We start from the raw sequence: 22,070 nt of genomic DNA on the forward strand, positions 1-22,070 counted from the left end.
CCGAGGTGGGACCCGGACTGCATTCCAACCCCGGTAGTCATGGGGCACCCGCGGAGACATGCGGAATCCGGGACAGTCCGGCGGCTGTACAGCCCAGTCAGACGGCAAAATTGTGGCTGAGCCGTTTCCGTGAGATGTCATCTTCACCTGCTAAAGTTGTGTTGAAATTCCAACAATCCATGTTTGCATAGCTACTGATGCGCATGGCCATGACTTCCCGGGAGCAATATGGACCTGACACCGTCCTTTAAGGCCTATGACGTGAGGGGCCTTGTCGGCGTTTCCATCAGCGCGGAAAGCGCCGAAGCCGTGGGCGCCGCGTTTGTGGACGTGCTGGGCCTGTCCGGCCAGACCATCGCCTGCGGGGGGGACATGCGGCACTCTTCACCCGGCTTCAGCGGCGCCTTTGCGGCCGGCGCTGCCCGGCGCGGTGCGGACGTGAAGTCCCTGGGCCTTATCTCCACTGATGAGCTCTACTACGTGTGCGGGGCCCTGGACATGGCCGGGGCCATTTTCACCGCGAGCCATAACCCCGCGGAATACAACGGGATCAAGATGGCCAAGGCCGGCGCCGTGCCGGTCTCCGCCGAAACCGGGCTCACGGCCATCCGGGACCTGGCCCAGCAGTATGTCGACCACGGGATCCCTGCAGCCGCGGCCCAGGGCACTGTGTCCAGGCTTGACGTGCTCGCCGGTTACGCCGAAAAGCTCCGCTCGCTGGTGCCCTTGGATGCCGTCCGGCCGCTGAAGGTGGTGGTGGACGCCGGGAACGGCATGGCGGGCCTGACCGTTCCCGCGGTCCTTGGGGACCAGTTCCACCCTGCGTTGCCGCTCACGGTTGTGCCGCTGTATTTTGAGCTCGACGGGACGTTCCCCAACCATCCTGCCAACCCCCTTGAGCCGGAGAACCTCCGCGACCTGCAGGCCGCCGTCATCGCCCACGGCGCCGACATTGGCCTGGCCTTCGACGGCGACGCCGACCGCTGCTTCGTGGTCGACGAGAAAGGAAGGCCAGTGACGCCGTCGGCCGTTACGGCATTGATTGCCGTGCGGGAGATCCGCCGCGCCCAGGCCGCCGGGGAAGCCAATCCGGTGATCATCCACAACCTGATCACGTCGCGCGCGGTGCCGGAAATTGTTGCCGCCGCGGGCGGATGGCCGGTCCGGACCCGGGTGGGTCATTCCTTTATTAAGGCCAGGATGGCCGAGGAGGGCGCCGTGTTCGGCGGCGAACACTCGGCCCACTACTACTTCCGCGACTTCTACAACGCGGACACGGGCATGCTTGCCGCAATGCACGTCCTGGCCGCCCTCGGCGAACAGGAGCTGCCCTTGTCCGAACTGGCCCGCGAGTTCGACCCGTACGCGGCCAGCGGCGAAATCAACTCCTCCGTGGACGGCGTCGACGGCAAGGTGGCGGACGTGCGGGCCAGCTACGCAAATGGTGGCGTGATCGATGAACTCGACGGGCTCAGTGTCAGCAGCGAGGGCGGGGACTGGTGGTTCAACCTGAGGGCCTCCAACACGGAGGAACTGCTGCGGCTTAACGTCGAAGCCGCCGACGCCGCCACCATGGCCCAGGTGCGCGACGCCGTCCTACAGCAGATCCGGGCCTAGCGGCCCAGCACCACGTTCACCGGTTCCCCGCCCGCCAGCAGCAGCAAGATCTGCTTCCTGACCAGCCGGACCATCCGCGGGAACATCGCCGAGCTTGCCCCGCCCACGTGCGGGGTGATGAGCACGCCGGGGGTGGTCCACAGCGGGTGGCTGGCCGGCAGCGGCTCGGGGTCTGTGACGTCCAGGGCGGCCCGCAGCCGCCCGGACGACGTCTCGGCCTGCAGGGCATCCGTGTTCGCCACCGGGCCTCGGGACACATTCACCAGCAGCGCTCCATCCGGCATCGCGGCCAGGAACTTCCGGTCCACCAGCTGGTGTGTGCGCTCACTCAGGGGGACGCTGATCACCACAACGTCGTGCAGCGGCAACTGTTCGTAGAGTGCGTCGATCCCGTGGATCCGGCCCCGCTGGTCGTCGCGTTCCCGGCTGGCCATCCGCGTCACGTGGGCTTCGAACGGCAGGAGCCTGGCTTCGATGGCCTTCCCCACTCCCCCGTAGCCCACCAGCAGCACGCGCCGGTCCGCGAGGCTGGGCCGATGGCTGTTGTCCCACGTCCCGGACACCTGGTTCCGGGCAAAGTCTGGCATCCCGCGCTGGCTGGCGATCATCATGCCCAACGCGAGTTCCGCCGTCGACGTCTCATGGACCCCGGCCGCGTTGGCGAAAAGGCAGCCGCCGGGCAGAACTGCAGCCACGCCGTCGTACCCGATCGACTGGCTCTGCACCAGCCCCACCTCAACGCAGTCCAGCGCGGCCAGCGCCGCAGGCTTGCCCATGTAGGGCGGCACCAGCAGGTCGAAACGGCCAGACGGCGGCGGGCCGCTGAGGTCCCACAGGACAAACTCGACGCCGGCAACCGGCTCGAGCGCGTCCAGCATCTTCCGTTCGGGCAGGGCCACCCGGAGCGGCCCGGTCACGCGGCCACCACGACCTTGACGTTGGCGGCACCCAGTGCGTCCCCGATCTCCCGGGGCGGCGGCGCGTCCGTCACCAGCACGTCCACGGCGTCGAACGCGGCGAGCCGCGCCAGCGCGTACCGCAGCATTTTCTGGTGCGTTGCCACCACCACCACCTGTTCAGCTGCGTCCATAAGGGCGATCTTAGTGGCGCGCTCCACGTCCCGCTCAATGTAGAACGCCTCGTCGTGGAGCCCGCTGACCCCGATAAACGCCGTTTTGGCCCGGAGGCCGGCGGCGGCGCTCACCGTCATGGGACCGTTGAACGCCTGGCTGTCCAGGAGCAGCTCACCGCCGAGGCAGATGGTCCGCGCCGCCGACAGTTGCAGGCAGCGTTGGATCGCGGGCGCGGAGTGCGTGATGATGGTGCCCGCGAACGTCGGCGGCAGCTCCAGAGCAATTTGGTACGTGGTGGTCCCGGCGTCCAAGATGATGGCGTCCCGCGCGCCGATCATGGACACGCAGGCCCGGGCCACCCGCTGCTTGGCGTCAGCATCCTCCCGGACCCGGGCCGCGAAGTCCGCATTCTGCCCGCTGGCGTTGACGGCGCTGACGCCGCCGTGAACCACCCGCGCCAGCCCCTTTTGGGACAGCACTCGGGTGTCCCGGCGCACCGTCATGTCCGAGACCGCGAACGTTTCAGCCAGGTCCATCGTGGAGATGAAGCCCCGCTGCTCGAGCTGGTCCAGGATGGTGCGCTGGCGGGGCGTCAACGGCGCCTCTTTCGGTGAGCTGCTCATAAACCCTTCTCCTGCTTCCCATAACCGGGCGAATTTGGCCTGCCGGGGCGTTGCAATTCCAACACAAATCTACTCAGTGGCTGAGCCCGGCACCCGCATTCGTCAGCTCTACGGGGCGTCCTTCAATGATGGAGCGCTCGGCCGCCAGGCCCATGCGCACGGACTGCAGGCCGTCGGCAACCGTCACTTCCACCGGCCCGTCACCCAGGATGGCCTTGCGGTAGCCAAGGTGTTCATAGTACGTGGAGCCGTGGTGGGCGCCGGCAGCGAGGACGGCCTCGTCCACCGGAACCTCGTGCATTTCCGGCCCCAGCGGCGAGCGCGGACTGAATTCCACCGTCGCCTCGGCCTCGTCGCCTTCAATCCAGTGGTTGGCTGCCACCGGGATGAGGGTCTCGATCTTGGCGGCGTCGCCCACAACGGAGATCCGCTCCTGGAACTTGGAACCCTCGGCGAACATGGACAGCTCCAGCATGGCCCGGCGCCCGCCCTTGAAGTCCACAATTACGTACGCGTTGTCGATCATGTCCGACACCCTGCCGTTGTACATCTCGTCCATGTGGTTGACGTCGTGGCCGCCGCTGGCGTACACGCGGACGGGTTCGTCCTGCAGGATCAGCCGCATCAGGTCAAAGAAGTGGCAGCACTTCTCCACCAGCGTGCCTCCGGTCCGCTCCGTGAAGCGGTTCCAGGCGTCGACCTTGTGCAGGAATGGGAAGCGGTGCTCCACGATGGAGAGCATGTACACGTTGCCGAGCCTGCCGCCGTGGGCTGCCTGGATGATCTCCTGCACCGGCGGCATGTAGCGGTACTCCATGGCAACCCACACCGGCGCGGTGTAGTCGGCTGCCAGCGATTCAAGCTCGTCCGCCTGTTCAGCCGTGGTGCACACGGGCTTTTCCACCAGCACGGGCAGGTTGGTGCCGCTCGCGAAGATGTCCTTGAGGATGGCCAGGTGCGTGTCGTTGGGGCTGGCGATCACCAAGGCATCGACCAGTCCGGACGCGAGCAGGTCCTGGTGGCGGGAGAAGGTTTGTACCTCGTAGCCGATTTCCGCAACGGTCTCCGCCAGCGATGACGGCTGGGGATCGGAGACGGCGGTGATGTGGCTTCCCGGGATCAGGGCAAGGTTCCGGACGTGTTCGCGGGCCATGTGGCCGGCACCGATAAGGCCGTAACGAATGGTCCGGACCGATTCCGCAGAAGGCAATGACATGAGCTGCTCCGTTTCTCTACGTTGAGTGTGGGACCGCGGCGTTGCATCCCAAACAGAACTATACAGAAAGTGTTGTTATTCCAACATAGCGTGTGTATATTTCTTCAGTACAAGCCGACTACAACGAGGTGGAACGTGTCCCAACCATCATCCGGAACCCTACTCTTTATAGGCTCCGCCACCCTGGACTCCATAGCCCTGGTTCAGGATTATCCCGCTGCAGACAGCCGCACTGTCGCCACAGACTTTACGACGGCGGGAGGCGGGCCCGCTGCAACCGCCGCCGTTGCTGCCGCCAGGGCAGGCGCGCAGGCCGCTTTCGCCGGAGTCATCGGCACCGACGAGGAAGGCGACCGCATCATCAGCGGTTTGCAGGCTGAAGGCGTGGACACCTCAGCCGTGTTCCGCGATCCCGGCGTCAAAACCGGAGCAAGTGTCATCGTGGTCAGCAAGGCCACCGAAAGCCGCGCCATCGTCACCCGCCCGGTGCCGCCGGTCAGCTTCCCGGCCGAGGGGCGCTTCCGCGAACTCCTGGAATCCTCGGCGTGGGTGCACGTGGACCACCTGGGCTGGAGCGTCGTCGCCAACCTCCCCGGGCTCAACCACGGAAACCTGAACCTCAGTGTGGACGCCGGCAACCCCATCCCGTCCTTCAGCCCGCGCGGCGTCGCCCTGTATGTCCCCACCATCGAACGGCTCCGCGCCGACTACGGCGACCACCACAGTGTTGCGGCGCTGCTCCAGAAAGCCATCGACGACGGCGCCTCCGCCGTCGTCGCGACCGCCGGGTCCGAAGGGGCCTGGGTCAAAACCGGCCACACCGACGCCGTGCACGTGCCCGCGACGCCCGCCACCATCGTGTCCACCCTGGGCGCCGGCGACGTCTACCACGGCGCCCTGCTCGCCGCCGTTGCCGCCGGCCTGCCGCTGGTGGACGCGGCAGCCTTCGCCGGCCGCACCGCAGCCGCCTCCTGCGGTCGACTGGACGGCCGCTCCGGCATCCCGCACCAGAACATCACCCCCGCCATTGCCTCCAACCTCACCCCTAGCTGAAAGAAGCAGCCCATGACCTCCACCGATCTTTCCCCCCTGCAGCGCCCGTCAGGCGCCTTCGCGATGCTCGCCGTCGACCAGCGCGAGGCGATGCGCAACATGATCGCCGAACACCAGGATGCCCCCGTCACGGACCAGGACCTCCAGGTCTTCAAGCTCCAGGCCGCCAGAATCCTCACCCCGTACGCCTCCGGCGTCCTGATCGACCGGCAGTTCGCGCTGGACCAGGCCATCGAGGACGACGTGGTGGACCCCGGCTGCGGGCTCATCGCCTCCGCCGACCACTTTGAATCCGCGCACGGCGAGCTGGTGGGCGAGGTCACCATCGACCGGCTGGTGGACCCGCACAAATACGCCGCTCTGGGAGTCAAGGCCCTCAAGCTGCTGGTGCTGTACCGCCCGGACGAGCCCGCCGACGGCCGCGTGGCCATGGTGCGCGAGTTCGTGGAGATCTGCCGGGCCGCCGGGCTCATCAGCATTATCGAGCCCGTTTCCCGCAAACCGCTCTCCGGCGATGACTTCGACTGGAACGCAGGCATCCTCGCCGCCGCGCAGGAACTCGGCAGCCTCGGAGCGGACCTCTACAAGGCCGAGGTCCCCTTCCACGGCCAAGCCCCCGAAGCCGAGGTGCGCGCAGCCTGCGCCGACCTGACCCGGGCCATCGACGGCCCGTGGGTGGTCCTCTCCTCCGGCGTCCCCGAAGATGTTTTCCCCGACGCGGTCCGGTGGGCCTGCCTAGAAGGCGCCAGCGGCTTCCTCTCCGGACGCGCCGTCTGGGCGTCCTGCATCGGTGCCCCCGACGTCGTCGAATCCCTCTCCGCGGACGCCGTCCGGCGGCTGCAGCGCCTCTGTGCCGTGGTGGACGACGTTGTCTCGTCGCAAAAGACCAGTGCATGAGCAGTCCTGACGCGCCAAGCGCTTCCTGGTGACAGCCATTCCGTAGGCAACAAGCAAGGCACAGCAACACACTCAACGAGGAGAATATTGTGAGTCAGATTTCACGCAGGCAGGCCATCGCGATTCTCGGAGCCCTGGGCTTCGGAGCAACTGCGGCGGCATGCGCCGGACCCGGCGGCACCACGGCGCCGGGAGGCACCACCGGACCCGCAGCACCAGCCACCGGCGCCATTACCGGCAAGGTGTCCTTCGCGCATTGGCGCGGCGAGGACAAGGTGGTATTCGACGAACTGATCAAGCGCTTCGCGGCGCTGCACGACGGCGTGGAGGTGGTCCAGGACATCTCCACCTCCAACGACTACAACGCCCAGGGCCTTCAGAAGGTCCGCGGTGCAGCCATCGGCGACGCGTTCGCTACCTTCCGTGGCGCCCAGTTCAAGAACTTCACCGAGGCCGGGATCTACTCTGAACTCAAAGGCAGCAAGGCTGCCGCCAACTACCAGCCGGGCCTGCTGACCGCCGGGCAGTCCGGTGACAGCCAGCTGGGCCTGCCGTACCAGGTGGTCTTCCCCATGCCCATGGCCAACGCCGACCTGTTCGATAAGGCCGGCGCGGAGATCGCGCCGAAGGACTGGGACGGCTTCCTGGCCATGTGCGAGAAGCTCGCGGCCTCCGGCGTCATTCCCATCTCCTGGCCGGGCGGCGACGTCGGAAATGGCGGCCAGCTGTTCAACTGCATGATCGCCAACAACGCCCCCGTGGACGACATGTGCGCCCAGATTGAGCAGGGCAAGCTCAAGTGCACCGACGACTGGTTCCTGAGAATGCTGGGCCAGTACAAGGAACTGGTCCCGTACTTGCAGCCCAACGCCACAGGCACCGCCGTGGAGCCGGCGCAGAACCTGTTCTCCCAGGGGAAGGCCGCCATGCTGGCCACCGGTTCGTACCACATCGCCGCCGTCCGCGGCCTGGGCGCGACGTTCCCCATCGAGCTGGTGTTCCCCAACACCTCCGACGGCAGCGGCAAGTTCGAGGGCGCCTACAACGCGACGTTCATCCTGGGCGTCAACTCAGCAAGCAAGAACCAGGCCGCCTCCGCGGCGTGGATCGATTTCCTCTCCGAGCCCGAGAACGCCGGCTACTACGCCAACAAAACAGCCCAGCACGTGGCCGTGAGCAACGTGGAGTACACCAACCCGGACCTAAAGCGACTCAGCCCCTGGCTGGACAAAAAGACCGCGCTGGCCGCCCGCTTCCAGTTCCAGAACCTCGATGTCCGCAACGCGGTGGAGGCCAGCGCCACGGCTGTCATCTCGGGCACCAGCCCCGAGCAGGCCGCCGAAGCCGCCCAGAAGATCGTTGACGAACGGCTATGAGCACCCACACCAAAATGGCTGACGAACGGAAGGCCCCGGACGGCGGGACTGAAACCGGCGCCGCGAAGGGGCGCCGCCGCTCCCCCACGCGGGTGAATCCAGCGCTGTACCTCTTCCCGCTTCCCGCCGTCGCCATCATTGCGTTCTTCCTGGTGATGCCCACCCTGCAGGCGTTTCAGTACGCCATCACGGATTGGAACGGCTTCTCGGCGGCGTTCAACTACGTGGGGCTGGACAACTTTGTCCGTGCCTTCACCAAGGACTCGCTCTTCACCAACGCGCTGACCAACAACCTGAAGTTTGTGCTGTTGGTGGTGATCGCGCAGACCGCTTTTTCGCTGGTGCTGGCCCTGCTCCTGACGAAGAACTCGCGCGGCAGCATCCTGCTCCGGGCCCTGTTCTTCTTCCCCACCATCCTGTCCTCCGTCTCCGTGGCCTTCATCTGGAAGTTCATCTACGACCCCAACTTCGGCCTCGCCAACGCGGTCCTGGCCGGCGTGGGGCTCGAAGCCCTGCAGGGTTCCTACCTCGGCAACAATGCCCAGGCCCTGTCCTGGGTGGCCGTGACGCAGGTCTGGTTCCACGCCGGGCAGATGATGGTGGTCTATATCGCCGGCCTGCAGGCCATCCCCCGGGAACTTTACGAGGCGGCGGAAATGGACGGCGCCGGCAAATGGCAGCAGTTCAAATCCATCACCTGGCCGTTTGTGGCCCCGGCAACGTCCATCGTGGTGGCCTACACCACCGTCCAGTCGTTCAAGGCCTTCGACCTGATCCTGGGCATCGCGGGGAACCCGCCCAAGCAGTCCCTGGACATCCTCTCCACCCGCATCTACAGCACCTTTGCCAACTCGGAGTTCGGCTACGCCGCCGCCCAGTCGATCATCTTCATGGCGATGATCGCCCTGGTCACCTGGCTCCAGCGCCGGTTGCTCCGGCTGACCCCGAAGGGGGAATGACAGCATGCTCGCTTCACTAAGCCGCCGCGCAATTCTTGGAATCTACGCGGTCATCATCATCGTTCCGCTGACCGTGGTTGGGTTCGGCAGCTTCAAGTCCACGCAGGAACTCTTCGCCGGACCGTTCAGCCTGCCGCAGTCCCTCTCCCCGGCCAACTACGCCGAGGTGATCGGAGGCCAGGACCTGGGCTCGTCCTTTACGAACAGCGTGATTGTCACCGCCATCTCCGTGCCGCTCACACTGTTCCTGGCCAGCCTCGCCGGATACGCCATCTCCCGGCTCAAGGGGTTCATGGCCTGGGCCATCTTCGGCTTCCTGGTCCTGGGCATGGCCATCCCGGCGCAGGCCAACATGGTGCCGCTGTACGTCCTGTTCGGCCGGCTGGGTCTGCTGGACAGCCTGGCAGGCCTGGTGCTGGCCAATGTTGTGTCCACCCTGCCCATCGCCGTCTTTATCCTCGGTGGGTTCATGCGGACCCTGCCCAAGGAACTGTACGAGGCATCCTCCATTGACGGCACCGGCCCGTGGCGGACGTACGTGTCCATCGCGCTCCCCCTGTCCGCCCCGTCCGTTGCTGCCGCGGCCATCTTCCTGTTCGTGATCCACTGGAACGAACTGCTCTACCCGCTGCTGTTCATCCAGTCCCCGGGCAACCGGACCCTGCCGCTGGCACTGCTCAGCTTCCAGGGCGAGTTCCAGACCAACTACCCGCTGCTGTTCGCCGGAGTCATCCTGGCATCCCTGCCCGTGGTGGTGGCCTACGTCTTCCTGCAGCGCTACTTCGTTGCCGGGATCACCGCCGGAGCTAGCAAGGGATGAGGCAGCAGCCATGACTGTTCCGGCGACGCCCTCCTGGACGGAAGTCCGCTTCGCCCGTCCGGCGGTCCCGGACCTCCACCAGCCCAACGAAAGGCAACACACGTGAACCTGAAATCAGCCCGACACCTGGTGAACGGAACCTGGCTCTCAGCCGGCAGTTCCAAGGACGTGACCGACCCCGGAAACGGCAGCACGGTCGGCGAAGTGGCCTGGGGCACCGCCGAAGACGCCACTGCGGCCGCAGACGCCGCGGCCGACGCCTTCGGTTCCTGGTCCCGGACCACCGCGCGCAACCGGGCGGACCTGCTCCGGAACGCCGCCGGCCTGCTGGCCGAACGCCGCGACGAACTGGCCCACACCCTGGCCCTGGAAGCCGGAAAACGGCTCCCGGAAGCCCAGGGTGAGGTGGACTTCTCGGTGGAGTACTTCCGCTGGTTCGCCGAGGAAGCCCGCCGCTCCACCGGCACCGTCAGCCCGCCCGAACTCCACGGCCGGCGCCACCTCAGCCTCCGCAAACCCATCGGCGTTGCACTGAGCCTCACCCCCTGGAACTTTCCCGTATCCATCCAGGCCCGCAAGCTCGCCGCAATGCTGGCCGCAGGCTGCACCGTGGTGGGCCGGGTGTCCGAAAAGGCGCCACTCGCCGCCACCGGCCTGTTCGAGGTCCTGCACGACGCCGGGTTCCCCGCCGGCGTCGTCAACCTGGTTCACGGACCCTCGCGCGAAATCACCGCCGCCCTGCTCCAGCACCCCGCCGTGCGGGCCGTCAGCTTCACCGGATCCACCGGCGTGGGCCAGCAGATCATGGCCTCCGCCGCAGAACGCGTGGTCCGTCCGCTGCTTGAACTGGGCGGCAACGCACCGTTCATCGTCTTTGAGGACGCGGACCTGGACGCAGCCGTTGACGGCGCGGTCCTGGGCCGGCTCCGCAACACCGGCCAGTCCTGCGTGGCCGCCAACCGGTTCCTGGTCCAGGACAGCATCGCCGAGGAATTTTCACAGAAACTGGCGGCACGGTTCGACGCCATGAGCATCGGCCACGGCGTTCCCGACGACGGTTCGGACGTTCCGGACCTCGGCCCCATGATCGACGCCGATCGGGTAGCCGCCGTCCAGGCCCTGGTGGACGACGCCCTCGCGCGCGGCGCCCGCCGCGTCACGCAGCGGACCGAGGTTCCGGCGCGCGGCGCGTTCATGGCCCCCACACTGCTCACGGACGTCCCCGACGACGCACCCCTGGTGAGCGAAGAAGTGTTCGGCCCGGCGGCCGGCGTCGTGACCTTCACCTCGGATGGGGACGCCATCCGCAAGGCGAACGCCACCGAGATGGGCCTCGCCGCGTACCTCTGGAGCCGCGATCCCAAGCGCGCCTGGGACATCCCCGAACGCCTGGAAGCCGGCATCGTGGGGGTCAACGATCCCCTCCCCTCCGTGGCCTTCGCTCCCATGGGCGGTGCCAAGCAGTCCGGCCTGGGCCGCGAAGGATCAAGCCTTGGGCTCGAGGAGTTCGAGGAGGTCCAGTACGTGGCCTGGAAGCCGTAAATGCTGACCACCGGATTGGTGCTGGGCGCCGTCGTCATGGGAGCCGGGATGCAGCGCATCACCGGCATGGGCTTCGCGCTGGTGGCCGCTCCCTTCCTGGTCCTGCTCCTTGGCCCGGTGGAAGGGGTGGTGCTGGTGAACCTCTGCGGCGCCGTGACGGCGGGAGCCATCATCTTCCGGGTGGCGCGGGACATCGACTGGAAGCGGTACGTGGCGTTGGCGGCGTCGGCGCTGCTGGGGATCATCCCGGCGGCCTTCCTGATCCGGCTCATCCCGCCGGCGGTGCTGGAGATCTCCATCGGGGTGCTCCTCGCCGTCGGGCTCACCGTTTTGCTGGGCCTCAAGTCCGCCACACTGCCTCGCCGCCGCCGCTACCTCTTCGCGGCCGGCGGCCTGAGCGGGTTCATGAACACGGCGGCCGGGGTGGGCGGGCCTGCCGTCAGCATGTACTCCATCGCCACCCGGTGGCAGCACAAATCCTTCGCTGCCACCATGCAACCTTACATTTTCACCATCGGCGTGTTCTCCCTGATCTCCAAAGCCCTCACTGCCCCGGAGACGTTCCCCGCGCTGCCATGGGGAATGTGGGTGGCCGTCGCCGTGGCCTGCCTCGCAGGCCTGGTGCTGGGCGACGTCGCTGCCCGGTTCGTCCCGACCCGGGCCGCCCAGGTCCTGCTGATCGTCCTGGCGTACCTCGGAGCGGCTGCCACCATCATCCGCGGCGTGCTCGATGTCGTCGGCTAACAGCCGCTGCGGCACCCATCCCCCCATCCCATCCACCGAACCACCAACGAAAGGCCGGCTATGACAGTCGTTTCTCCGCAAGAAAACCTCCTGCGCGTGTCCACCATAAAGGGCGAGACCGTCTCCCTGACGATTGATGCGGGCGCTCCGGTGACCATCCAGCTCGAAGTAGGAGACCAATGCAACTGCCGGGGCGCTGCCCGTGGCGCAGGCGCTTATACAGATTCCGACTTCGGCACCCGCTAATTAGGCATCATTCTCAATTGCACCCGCACCATGGAGAGGAAATAACATGACGTGGCTGAACAGTGCCGCTCACGCACGATGGCTCGAGGCCGAAACCGATCGGCTGATCAATTTCGCCGCGGGTTCAAAGGTGCCCACAGGATTCGGCTGGCTCGACAACAACGGCGCCGTGTTCACCGACAAGCCGACCCACCTCTGGATTACTGCGCGCATGATCCATAGTTTCGCCGTCGCTGCCCTCATGGGACGGCCTGGTGCTGCGGCACTCGTCGACCACGGCATCACTGCGCTCAACGGAGTCTTCCACGATGATGAGTTCGGCGGTTGGTATTCCGAGATAGACGGGAATGGACCGGCAAACGACACCAAGTCCGGCTACCAGCACTCATTCGTGCTGCTCGCTGCTGCCAGCGCCGTTGCCGCCAAGCGCCCGGGCGCCAGGGAATTGCTCGACGAGGCGCTGCGAATCGCTGACACGAGGTTCTGGGACCACGACGCCGGCATGTGCTTCGACTCCTGGAACCGGGAGTTCACGGAAACCGAAGCCTACCGTGGTGGGAACGCGAGCATGCACTCCGTCGAGGCGTACCTCATCGTCGCCGATGTGACCGGGGAGAACCGCTGGCTCGAACGGGCCCTCCATATCGCCGAGGTGCTCATCCACGAATTTGCGCGCAACAACAACTACCGGGTTTTCGAGCACTTCGACCCGGAGTGGAACCCCATGCCGGAATACAACACCGATGACCGGGCCAGCCAGTTCCGCGCGTACGGCGGAACACCCGGCCACTGGGTTGAGTGGGCACGCCTGCTCCTGCATGTCCGTGCCGGGCTCGAAGCCCGCGGCATGGAGGTTCCGCCCTGGCTGCTGGACGATGCACGGGGCTTGTTCGACGCCGCAATTCGCGACGCCTGGCAACCGGACGGTCATCCGGGATTTGTATACACCGTCGACTGGGACGGCAAGCCGGTTGTCACCACCCGCATCCGCTGGGTTCCCGCCGAGGCAATTGGAGGCGCGGCAGCCCTCTACATCGCCACCGGTGACCAGAAGTACGCGGACTGGTACGAGCGAATCTGGGACCACGCCCGCGATTGGTTCATCGACTACGAGCACGGGTCCTGGAAGCAGGAACTCGACGAGAACGGCAATGTCACCTCGACCGTGTGGTCCGGCAAGGCGGACATCTATCACCTCTGGCACTGCCTGGTGGTCCCGCGACTTCCACTGGCACCAGGGCTTGCTCCAGCAGTCGCGGCCGGCTTGCTGGATGCACGGCTTGCTGCGTCCAGGTAACACGAGAAACCTGCGGCCCCTCATTTCGTGGGTCCTGCGGAAAGCCGCTATTTAGATACCCAGCCACCCAGAATAGGTGATCATATTGGTCACCTATTCTGGGTTGTACTGACGCCTCCTTCAGCGGATTCTCCTGCCCACCCGCCGGGACCTGCTCGATGAGCTGTTCGAGGAAGCCGGACCGGCGGTCACTCGCCGTCGGGCCGCAAAGCTGCACTTCCTGACCCAGGTGCCTATCCGCCTCATCCACGACCGCTGGGTGATCAAATACGCACCGCCTCCGAGCGTTCATAGACGTGGCGATCCCACAGCCCCATAGCGCATGCATCCACCGCGGGGCTTCGCGAACATCTCTCGCAGGGTCATGTCGGAACCGGGCGGATGGCATGGAGAGGTGACAGCGCGAGGTCGCGGAGCACAATCCGAGATGAGCACGGCAGCTATGAACTCCCCGCCAACGGCACCCTTGCCGCGGCCACGACAGGCTTCCACGCCCGGCCTCCCCCCGCAGGTCATATCAGAACCGTCGACGCAGAACATGGATACGTGCCATCACAATCCGGACGAGCAGAGGAAAGGACCAACGAGATGGCCAGTTGGGCAGCCGATCAAACCGTCCCGAGGCGAGGGACGGCCCGATTCCCTCCAGGTCATGTCGCATGGAACGTCCAGACGCATGAAGTAGGCAACAGAATGAAAGCGAGACAGCGAAAAAGACTCAGGAAAGCTCGTCCAGGGCATGTAATTAACACTCGCACTCGCCGGTGACCTGATCTCCCGTTCTGTCAAAGACCTGACCGGCAACGGGGCCGGCGGCGGTCCCCCCTTTTGCGTATAGCGACAGACTGGTGCTGTCCGGCCCGGGAAATATAAGCCCTGTCATGGTGACCTGGCCGTTTTGGGCGAAGACTTCCACTGAGCAGCGATCGATGAAGAGGCTGAGAGTGTATGACCCGTCGGAGGCCGGTGTCAGTGGGGCCGTATCGGTGGAGGCAAAGGCGTCATGGAATTCCGTGTTGCCGGAGTTTGTCCGGTCCATGATGGACCGGTTCTCGGAGGGCGGATGCCGATGCGTGTTCCGTCGGTGCCCTTGCCTCGAATGATGAGTCCGAATTCCTCTGCGGATCCCGGGATGAAGGTCACGTCGATTATCTCTACCGGTGCTCCGGCGTCCAGCTGGCGCGTTCCTTCACCTATTTCAAGATCAGACTAGGAGCTCACCAACGGTGAGTTTCCCTTTCGATATTCGTCTGCGGCCCGTTGGGACAGCCGGGGCTGGCCGTGGTCTGTGACCAGGGACATCTCGCGTACGAGAGACATCGAACTGCGCCACGGCCACGTCGGGATGACGGCCCCATATTGCCAGTTGTTCATCCAGCCGACCATGAGACGGCGCCCGTCGGGTGCGTTGTTGAACGACACGGCCGCGTAGTAGTCCCGTCCCCAATCGAGCCAGTGATAGGCGTCGAGCTCGCCCGCTTGGCTGCCGCCTTCGGTGACGGTTGTTTCGGATGTAAAGGCCACACCGTCGAAGTGGCCGACAAAGTATTGGCCCCCTGACCCGCCATTGGGCCCGCCGGGGTTGAGATTCACGGTGAGAATCCACTTGGTCTGCTCTTCATCGCCGTCCAATGGCAAACGGAAAAGGTCAGGGCACTCCCATACGCCGCCGGTGGCGTTGGCGGGGCCGAAGCTGCTGAGGTAGTGCCAGTCCTTAAGGTTGTCGGAGCCATAGATGACCACCTTGTGCTCGTTTGCTTCCACGCCACCATGACCCAATAGCTGCCCGGAGGCCCGTCGTAGCGGAACACCTTCGGATCGCGGAAGTCTGCGGAGTTCCTGTCGAGGACGGGGTTGCCCTGGTGCTTGGCCCAGGTGTAGCCGCCGTCGGAGCTCCAGGCCAGGGATTGGGCCTGTGTGCCCCTGCGGGCTGAGCTGTCTTTGTAGGCACTGGTGTAAATTGCCACCAGTGGGGCGGTCTGCCCGTTGCCGACGCCGCTGGTGTTTTGCTGGTCGATGACGACGCTGCCGGGAAGATGTCCTCTTCGGCGTCGCAGAGGATGGCCACGGGCTGCTCGTCCCAGTTGACCAGGTCCACCGAGGTGGCGTGGCCCCAGGACATGTTGCCCCAAACGTTCCCGAAGGGGTTGTTCTGGTAATAGAGGTGATAAATGCCCTCGTGGTAGACCAGTCCGTTCGGGTCGTTCAGCCAGGTGTTTTTGGCCGTGTAGTGGATGGCGGGCCTGAAGATGTCATCCTCATTGGCGGAATGGCAGTCATGACGTTGGGTGCCTTAATGGGGAATCGGTGGGGTACGCCGCGGGTAAGTGGCACCCGCAGGATGCGCGGAATACCAGTTCGGCGGGGAAGATTTTGGTGTGGGGTTCTTGTCCGGGCCCCGAGGCTAGGAGGGCGTTCAGGGCGCCCTGTGCCAAGTCCTTCAAGGGCTGGGCGACTGTGCTGAGCCGGGGCCAGGTGTATTCCGATTCGGGTGCGCCGTCGAAGGAGAACACGGCGAGGTCCTCCGGTAGCCGGAGGCCGCCCTCGTGGAGGGCGCAGAGCAGGCCCGCAGCCTGCTGGTCGGAGCTTACGAATACGGCGGTGGGCCGCTCGCTGCGGGCCAGCAGCTCCTGTCCGGCACGGTACCCGCCCTCGCGGGTAAACGGCACCCGAATGATCGGGCCCTCCGTGAGGCCGGCAGCCTGGATGCCCTGCTGCCATCCGACCTCGCGTGCGTCAAGCTCACTGTCGGCATTGCCGCCTATGACCAGCCCGATCCGTTCGTGGCCGTGGCTGATGAGGTGCTCGACCGCCATACGTGCCCCCTCCCGGAAGGCCACTCCAACGGCATTAGGACCGCGGCCCCCCGCACCGTCTTTCTTCACAGCGGGACTGCCTGCCGTGGCGAGGTCGGCGGGGTGGTTCAGGAGCACAACGGGAATGTCTGACTGTTCAAGGTCCATCAGATCAGGTTCGAACAGCACACTGGAGAGGAACAGGCCGTCCACCCTCCGTGCGGCGAAGTTCTTGATCAGGCGGCGCTCTGTGCGCAGCGAGTCCTGGGAATCCGCCAGCAGGAGGGTGTAGCCCCGCTCGGCCGCGGCGTTTTCGACGGCGCGGGCGAGCGAGGCGTAGAACGGATTTATGGCATCGGGGACGATCATGGCGAGCATCTCACTGGAGCCCAAGGCAAGTGCCCGGGCTGCCGCGTTGGGCCGGTAACCCAGCGCCCTGATTGCCTGCCGCACCTTGGCCTCGTTCGCAGGAGAAACGGCCCTGGGCCCGCCGTTGACCACGTAACTGACGACGGCGGGGCTGACCCCTGCCAGCCTGGCGACATCGTCGCGTGTGATCGGCTTGGCTTGTGAGGTCGGGTGCGGCATGACAACCATGCTAGCGGCGTTTCAGTTGGCGGACTCGCGAAGTACCGGGCGGGGCAGCCCTGCCGGGGCGTCGCCGAAGTCGGACACCGGCAGGCGTTCGCCGCCGCGCAGGGCGGAGTGGTGGGCAACGATGCCGGGAAGGGTATAGCGGGCGGCTTCCCAGGCGTTGACCGGAGGCAGGGTGCCGGTGTTCATGGCGGTGACGAAGTCGTCCACGAGGAAGTGGTGGCTGCCCTCGTGGCCGTTGGGCAGGCCGCGGAACTCTGCCGGCAGGCGTCCGGCGTCGTGCACGGATGCCATGCCGGAGATAAAGGCATCACGCAGTGCGGGGGCGACGTCGGCCAGCATGGGGTCATCCACGTCCATGGTGGCCTGGGTCTCGAGCTGGTCACTGATGTCGGTCACGGCGTGTTTGTCCTGCCAGACGCTGACCAGGGCGAGCTGTTCCATGCTTGCCTCGGTGCCGAAGTAGCGGAAGCGGCTCTCGCGCAGGTGGGAGGGGTAGCCCACCCTGCGGAACTCGTTGATGCGCATGGACCCGCCGCCGGCGAGTTCGAACAGGGCGCTGGCGTTGGAGAAGTCGTTGTCGAACATGCTTACCTCGCGGTCGAAGACGCCATCGCCGCGCTCATCCCGGTAGCCGATGCAGCTGACGCTGACGGCGTGGGAGCCGGTTGCTCCGAGCACCCCGCCCACGGAGTGGGTCGGGTAGAGCATGGGCGGGTAGCTGGCGGTGCGCTTCCAGTTATCTCCGCCGCTGTACTGGTAGGCGTCGTAGAAGCCGAGGTCCATGTCGTGGACGTAGTCGCCCTCCGCGTAGAAGATTCGGCCAAAGGCACCCTCGGCATTCTTCTTGCGGGCGAATACTGTGGCGGGGTTGTAGTAGCTGGTCTCGCCCATCATGTACGTCAGCCCGGTCTCCCGGACTGCTTCGATAATTTCTGCGATCTCCTCTTCGGAGATCGCCATGGGCACGGCGGAGTAGACGTGCTTGCCGGCGCGCAGCGCCTGCACCACCAGGGGTCCGTGGGTCCAGCGCTGGGTGAAGATCGCAACGGCGTCGACGTCGCTTTCAAGCATTGCCTCGAAACTCTCGAACGTCCCTGCCGCGCCGGCGCTGCTGCTTTGGGTCTCTGCACGATCAGTGATGAGGTCGGTGAAATAGATGTCTGAGATTCCCGGGTGGGCAGCGAAGAGCTTGGCGAACACGCCTGCGAACTGTCCTGCACCAACGATTCCAATTGAAGAAGTCATGGAAGAAAGTATGCGCATGGAATCTACGCGCGTCAAGGTCTTTCTTTGGCCCAGCAGTAAACCTGCGTATTCCAGCGAATGGGTATTGCATTTTCCGTTGCAACGCGCGTAGAGTAGCGGTCAATTGTTACCTACCTCACAGGAGAGGGATCAAAGATGACCACAATTACCAAGCACCCACCCGGCGCCACTCACAAGGCGCCCCAGGGTTCAAGCCGGGGCCGTCGCAGGGCCAAACTGCGTGACGTCAGGATCGCGTTTCTGTTCATCCTGCCGGCGATGATCGGCCTCGTGGCCTTTAGCTTGGTTCCCACCGTCCGCGGCGTCTACCTGAGTTTCACCGAGTACAGCATCCTCGGAGAGCCCAAATGGGTCGGCGTCGACAACTACACGGCGATCTTCAAGGATGAGCTCTTCTGGAATGCGATGGCTGTGACCATCCAGTACGTCGCAATCAACATCGTCTTCCAGACAGTCATCGCCCTCGGCCTGGCGGTGCTGATGCACCGCGTGGCTAAATCCACGTTCATCCGGGGAGCGCTGCTGCTGCCGTTCCTGGTGGCCAACGTGATTGTCGCTCTCCTGTGGTTCTGGATGCTCGACTACCAGCTGGGCATCGTCAACGAAATCATCAGCTGGCTAGGCGGTCCTCGGATCGCGTTCTTCGGAAGCGAGCAGTGGGCCATTCCCACCATCGCATTCGTCAACGTCTGGCGCCATATGGGCTACACCGCGCTGCTGATCTTCGCCGGCCTCCAGTCCATCCCCCACCACGTCTACGAGGTCGCCTCACTCGACGGGGCTTCCCCAACCAGGACGTTCTGGTCCATCACGATGCCGCTCCTTCGTCCGGTCCTGGCACTGGTCCTGGTGGTCACCGTCATCGGATCGTTCCAGGTCTTCGACACCGTCGCAGTCACCACCGGCGGCGGTCCGGTCAACGCCACCCGCGTCATCCAGATGTACATCTACCAAAAAGCCTTCGGCGAATCGGACTTCGGCTACGCCTCCGCCCTGTCCGTCATTCTCTTCGTGATCCTTGCACTCGTGGCCTTCCTCCAGATGAAGTTCCTCAAAGGCAACGAATCGGATCTGGACTAAGGAACCCCAGCCATGACCACTCAAACACTCACCACACGAAAAGCCCTCGACTGGCACCGCATCGGTGCGTGGGCCGTCATCGCCCTCGCACTGGCCCTCACCATTTTCCCGTTCCTCTGGATGCTCCGAACGGCCCTCTCCAGCAACCACTCGCTGGCCTCCAACTCGGCTAATCTCCTGCCGGCCGACTTCTCCTGGGGCGCCTTCAAGCGTGTCTTTGGAATGCAGACCACAGAAGAGGCCATCGCCGAAGGAGGTTCCGGGGCAGCGATCGACTTCTGGCTGTACCTGCGCAACTCGATACTTTTTTCCACCGTGACTACCGCAGGCCAGGTCTTTTTCAGCGCACTTGCCGCCTACGCCTTCGCCCGGCTCCGCTGGCCCGGGCGTGACGTGGTCTTCTCCGTGTTCCTGGCCACCATGATGATTCCGGGGATCTTCACCGCGCTGCCCAACTTCCTCATGATCAAGAACCTGGGTCTGCTGAACACGTTCGCCGGCTTGACACTGCCCTTCCTGTTCATGTCCGCGTTCGCCATCTTCTTCCTGCGGCAGTTCTTCCTGAGCATGTCCCGCGAAGTGGAAGAGGCAGCCATGCTCGACGGGGCCAAGAGCCTGCGTATCTTCTTCCAGATCGTCTTGCCCAACGCCGCCGCGCCCATGGCAACGCTCGCGCTGCTGACGTTCATCGGCCAGTGGAACGAATACTTCTGGCCCCTGTTGGTCGGCAACGACGAGAGCATCCGCGTCCTCACCGTGGGCCTTAGCGTCTTCAAGTCCCAGTCCCCCCAGGGCGCCCCGGACTGGTCCGGACTCATGGCCGCCACCATCGTTGCGGCAGTGCCCATCCTCATCCTGTTCATCGCGTTCGGCAAGAAGGTGGTCAACTCCATCGGATTCTCCGGCATCAAATAAACCGCCAACCCCAACCACTCACCCTTACCAGCTCCCCTCCGGGCAACCTCATGCCCTGTTCGAAAGGTCCAACATGAAAAAATCCCTCGGCGCAGTCGCTGCCGCCGCAGCCATCGCCATCTCCCTCTCCGCCTGCGGCGGCGGATCCACCACCGCCGGTGACGCCAAAGGCGAAATCGACTATTGGCTGTGGGATTCCAATCAGCTGCCCGCCTACGAGCAGTGCGCGGAAGACTTCACCAAGGCCAACCCGGACATCAAGGTCAAGATCACCCAGCGCGGCTGGGGTGACTACTGGACCACCCTGACCAACGGATTCGTCGCCGGAAACGCCCCTGATGTCTTCACGAACCACCTCTCCAAGTACCCCGAGCACGCCGACAAGAAGCAGCTCCTCGCCCTCGACGACGCCGTCAAGAACGACAAGATCGACGTGGACATCTATAACAAGGGCCTCGCCGATCTGTGGGTGGGCCAGGACGGTAAGCGCTACGGCCTGCCCAAGGACTGGGACACCGTGGGCCTGTTCTACAACAAGGCCATGACCGACGCCGCCGGCATCACGGCCGAACAGATGGCCACCCTGAACTGGAACCCCACGGATGGTGGCAGCTACGAAAAGGCCATCGCCCACCTGACCGTTGACAAGAACGGTAAACGCGGAGACGAAGCCGGCTTCGACAAAAACCAAGTGGCCGTCTACGGCCTGGGTTTGGAGTCCTCGGGCTCGGGCCAGGGCCAGACACAGTGGAGCTTCCTAACGGCCACCACCGGCTGGACCCACACGGACAAAAACCCCTGGGGCACAAAGTTCAACTACGACGACCCCAAGTTCCAGGAAACCATCGCCTGGTGGGCCGGGCTGGCGGACAAGGGCTACATGCCCAAACTTGAAACAACGGTAGGCGCCAGCATGCAGGACAACTTTGGCGCAGGAAAGGCCGCCATCAACACGTCGGGCGACTGGACGACCGGCCAGTACACCAGCTACAAGGGAGTGGACACAGGCATCGCCCCCACCCCGACGGGACCGGACGGCAAACGCGCGTCCATGTTCAACGGCCTGGCCGACTCCATCTACGCCGGCACCAAGAACCCGGCCGCATCCGTCAAATGGGTCGAGTACCTCGCCTCGACTGACTGCCAGGACGTCGTGGCCTCCAAGGCCGTCGTCTTCCCCGCCATCACTTCCTCGTCCGAAAAGGCCGCCGCGGCCTTCAAGGAAAAGGGCATCGACGTCAGCGCCTTCACAACGCATGTCAAGGACGGCACGACGTTCCTGTTCCCGATCGCGGACAATGCTGCCAAAGTTGACGGCATCATGAACCCCGCCATGGACGCAGTGGTGTCCGGCAAGGCCCCGGCCAGTTCCCTCACCCAGGCCAACGAAAAGGTCAACGCCCTCTTCAAGTAGGCCACCCGCGTGACCGGCTGTGCGCCGCGGGCATCGTCTTGCCCGCGGCGCACAGCCTAGTTTTTATTACTCCCACCCTTTAGAAGGACTGTATTTATGGACCCCCTGCATCTCCGTTCCGCCGGCACCAGCCTGGTGATCAGCTTCGACAGCGGGGAGGCCGAGGTCATCCACTGGGGCGCGGATCTTGGCAGTACGCTGCCGGACCTCGCCATCCTCGGCGAACCGATCCCGCACTCCGCCATCGACGCCAACGTGCCTGCCGGCCTCCTGCCGCAGGCATCGTCCAGCTGGCGCGGCCGTCCCGCACTCCGCGGCCACCGCCTCGCCGACGGCGTCTCCGGCCTCGACTTCTCAGCCCGCCTCCGCGTCGTGAGCGCCGGCGCCGAGGGGACTTCCGCCACCATCGTCCAGACCGATCCCGACGCCGGCCTCACCGTCTCGTCCGCACTGACACTGCACGAGGGAGGCCTGCTGGAGCTGCGCCACACCCTCACCAACGACGGCGCCACGCCCTACCAGCTCGACGAACTGGCCACC

20 protein-coding genes and 2 pseudogenes are annotated in these 22,070 nt (G+C 65.0%); 15 read left to right on the top strand and 7 right to left on the bottom strand.

The features are described 5' to 3' along the window. The first annotated feature begins 228 nt into the window (after positions 1-228). Positions 229-1,617: a phosphomannomutase/phosphoglucomutase gene (locus DAD99_RS08120; RefSeq protein ID WP_193341110.1), complete on the top strand. Its 1,389-nt coding sequence runs from the start codon at positions 229-231 to the stop codon at positions 1,615-1,617. Here DAD99_RS08120 and DAD99_RS08125 read toward each other — a convergent pair. The 3 genes from DAD99_RS08125 to DAD99_RS08135 form a co-directional block, all read right to left on the bottom strand. Then, the gene (locus DAD99_RS08125) at positions 1,614-2,534 is read right to left on the bottom strand and encodes a 2-hydroxyacid dehydrogenase (RefSeq protein ID WP_193341111.1); all 921 of its coding nucleotides are present in this window, start codon (positions 2,532-2,534) and stop codon (positions 1,614-1,616) included. The two genes, DAD99_RS08120 and DAD99_RS08125, sit on opposite strands and share 4 nt — an antisense overlap. Continuing rightward, complete coding sequence (locus tag DAD99_RS08130; protein WP_193341112.1) at positions 2,531-3,313, bottom strand: DeoR/GlpR family DNA-binding transcription regulator; 783 nt, start codon at positions 3,311-3,313, stop codon at positions 2,531-2,533. Before DAD99_RS08130 ends, DAD99_RS08125 begins: the two co-directional genes overlap by 4 nt. Positions 3,314-3,386: 73 nt before the next feature. Continuing rightward, complete coding sequence (locus DAD99_RS08135; protein WP_193341113.1) at positions 3,387-4,529, bottom strand: Gfo/Idh/MocA family protein; 1,143 nt, start codon at positions 4,527-4,529, stop codon at positions 3,387-3,389. A 135-nt stretch (positions 4,530-4,664) separates the two neighbouring features. Between DAD99_RS08135 and DAD99_RS08140 the strand changes: the two genes are divergently transcribed. The 10 genes and pseudogenes from DAD99_RS08140 to DAD99_RS21600 all read left to right on the top strand — a co-directional run. Next, positions 4,665-5,582, top strand: coding sequence for a PfkB family carbohydrate kinase (locus DAD99_RS08140; protein WP_193341114.1), 918 nt, complete (start codon positions 4,665-4,667; stop codon positions 5,580-5,582). A gap of 12 nt (positions 5,583-5,594) precedes the next feature. Further along, positions 5,595-6,479, top strand: a complete 885-nt coding sequence (locus DAD99_RS08145) for an aldolase (protein WP_193341115.1) — start codon at positions 5,595-5,597, stop codon at positions 6,477-6,479. Positions 6,480-6,568: 89 nt separating this feature from the next. Continuing rightward, positions 6,569-7,855: an ABC transporter substrate-binding protein gene (locus DAD99_RS08150; RefSeq protein ID WP_193341116.1), complete on the top strand. Its 1,287-nt coding sequence runs from the start codon at positions 6,569-6,571 to the stop codon at positions 7,853-7,855. Beyond that, entirely contained in the window at positions 7,852-8,814 is a 963-nt protein-coding gene (locus DAD99_RS08155; protein WP_193341117.1) for a carbohydrate ABC transporter permease, read from the top strand. Before DAD99_RS08150 ends, DAD99_RS08155 begins: the two co-directional genes overlap by 4 nt. A gap of 4 nt (positions 8,815-8,818) precedes the next feature. Then, entirely contained in the window at positions 8,819-9,634 is an 816-nt protein-coding gene (locus DAD99_RS08160) for a carbohydrate ABC transporter permease (RefSeq protein WP_011691793.1), read from the top strand. A gap of 102 nt (positions 9,635-9,736) precedes the next feature. Then, on the top strand, positions 9,737-11,176 hold the full coding sequence (locus DAD99_RS08165) for an NAD-dependent succinate-semialdehyde dehydrogenase (RefSeq protein ID WP_193341118.1): 1,440 nt from the start codon (positions 9,737-9,739) through the stop codon (positions 11,174-11,176). After that, a complete protein-coding gene (locus DAD99_RS08170; RefSeq protein WP_193341119.1) occupies positions 11,177-11,920 on the top strand; it encodes a sulfite exporter TauE/SafE family protein in 744 nt (247 codons plus the stop codon). Positions 11,921-11,980: 60 nt separating this feature from the next. Continuing rightward, positions 11,981-12,166: a hypothetical protein gene (locus DAD99_RS08175; protein WP_185263399.1), complete on the top strand. Its 186-nt coding sequence runs from the start codon at positions 11,981-11,983 to the stop codon at positions 12,164-12,166. 46 nt (positions 12,167-12,212) lie between these two features. Then, complete coding sequence (locus DAD99_RS08180; RefSeq protein WP_193341120.1) at positions 12,213-13,463, top strand: AGE family epimerase/isomerase; 1,251 nt, start codon at positions 12,213-12,215, stop codon at positions 13,461-13,463. A gap of 127 nt (positions 13,464-13,590) precedes the next feature. After that, a pseudogene (locus DAD99_RS21600) lies at positions 13,591-13,743 on the top strand (ArsR family transcriptional regulator); the annotation flags it as partial. Positions 13,744-14,208: 465 nt separating this feature from the next. Here DAD99_RS21600 and DAD99_RS22275 read toward each other — a convergent pair. The 4 genes and pseudogenes from DAD99_RS22275 to DAD99_RS08195 form a co-directional block, all read right to left on the bottom strand. Continuing rightward, a complete protein-coding gene (locus tag DAD99_RS22275) occupies positions 14,209-14,589 on the bottom strand; it encodes a GH32 C-terminal domain-containing protein (protein ID WP_375372190.1) in 381 nt (126 codons plus the stop codon). A gap of 83 nt (positions 14,590-14,672) precedes the next feature. After that, positions 14,673-15,714, bottom strand: a pseudogene (locus DAD99_RS22145) (glycoside hydrolase family 32 protein). A 25-nt stretch (positions 15,715-15,739) separates the two neighbouring features. Beyond that, the gene (locus DAD99_RS08190; protein WP_193341121.1) at positions 15,740-16,846 is read right to left on the bottom strand and encodes a LacI family DNA-binding transcriptional regulator; all 1,107 of its coding nucleotides are present in this window, start codon (positions 16,844-16,846) and stop codon (positions 15,740-15,742) included. A 21-nt stretch (positions 16,847-16,867) separates the two neighbouring features. Then, positions 16,868-18,100: a Gfo/Idh/MocA family protein gene (locus tag DAD99_RS08195; protein ID WP_193341122.1), complete on the bottom strand. Its 1,233-nt coding sequence runs from the start codon at positions 18,098-18,100 to the stop codon at positions 16,868-16,870. 156 nt (positions 18,101-18,256) lie between these two features. Here DAD99_RS08195 and DAD99_RS08200 point away from each other — a divergent pair, with 156 nt between their 5' ends. From DAD99_RS08200 to DAD99_RS08215, 4 genes are all read left to right on the top strand, one after another. Next, positions 18,257-19,201: a carbohydrate ABC transporter permease gene (locus DAD99_RS08200; protein WP_185263381.1), complete on the top strand. Its 945-nt coding sequence runs from the start codon at positions 18,257-18,259 to the stop codon at positions 19,199-19,201. Positions 19,202-19,213: 12 nt separating this feature from the next. Further along, positions 19,214-20,116 carry a carbohydrate ABC transporter permease gene (locus tag DAD99_RS08205; RefSeq protein WP_185261561.1) on the top strand — a complete coding sequence of 301 codons (903 nt, stop codon included), beginning with the start codon at positions 19,214-19,216 and terminating at the stop codon, positions 20,114-20,116. 73 nt (positions 20,117-20,189) lie between these two features. Next, positions 20,190-21,530: a sugar ABC transporter substrate-binding protein gene (locus DAD99_RS08210; RefSeq protein ID WP_193341123.1), complete on the top strand. Its 1,341-nt coding sequence runs from the start codon at positions 20,190-20,192 to the stop codon at positions 21,528-21,530. A 96-nt stretch (positions 21,531-21,626) separates the two neighbouring features. After that, a partial coding sequence (locus tag DAD99_RS08215; protein WP_305072190.1) for a glycoside hydrolase family 36 N-terminal domain-containing protein occupies positions 21,627-22,070 on the top strand: 444 nt, incomplete at its 3' end.

Source organism: Pseudarthrobacter sp. AB1, assembly GCF_014926485.1.
Taxonomy (GTDB): Bacteria; Actinomycetota; Actinomycetes; order Actinomycetales; family Micrococcaceae; genus Arthrobacter.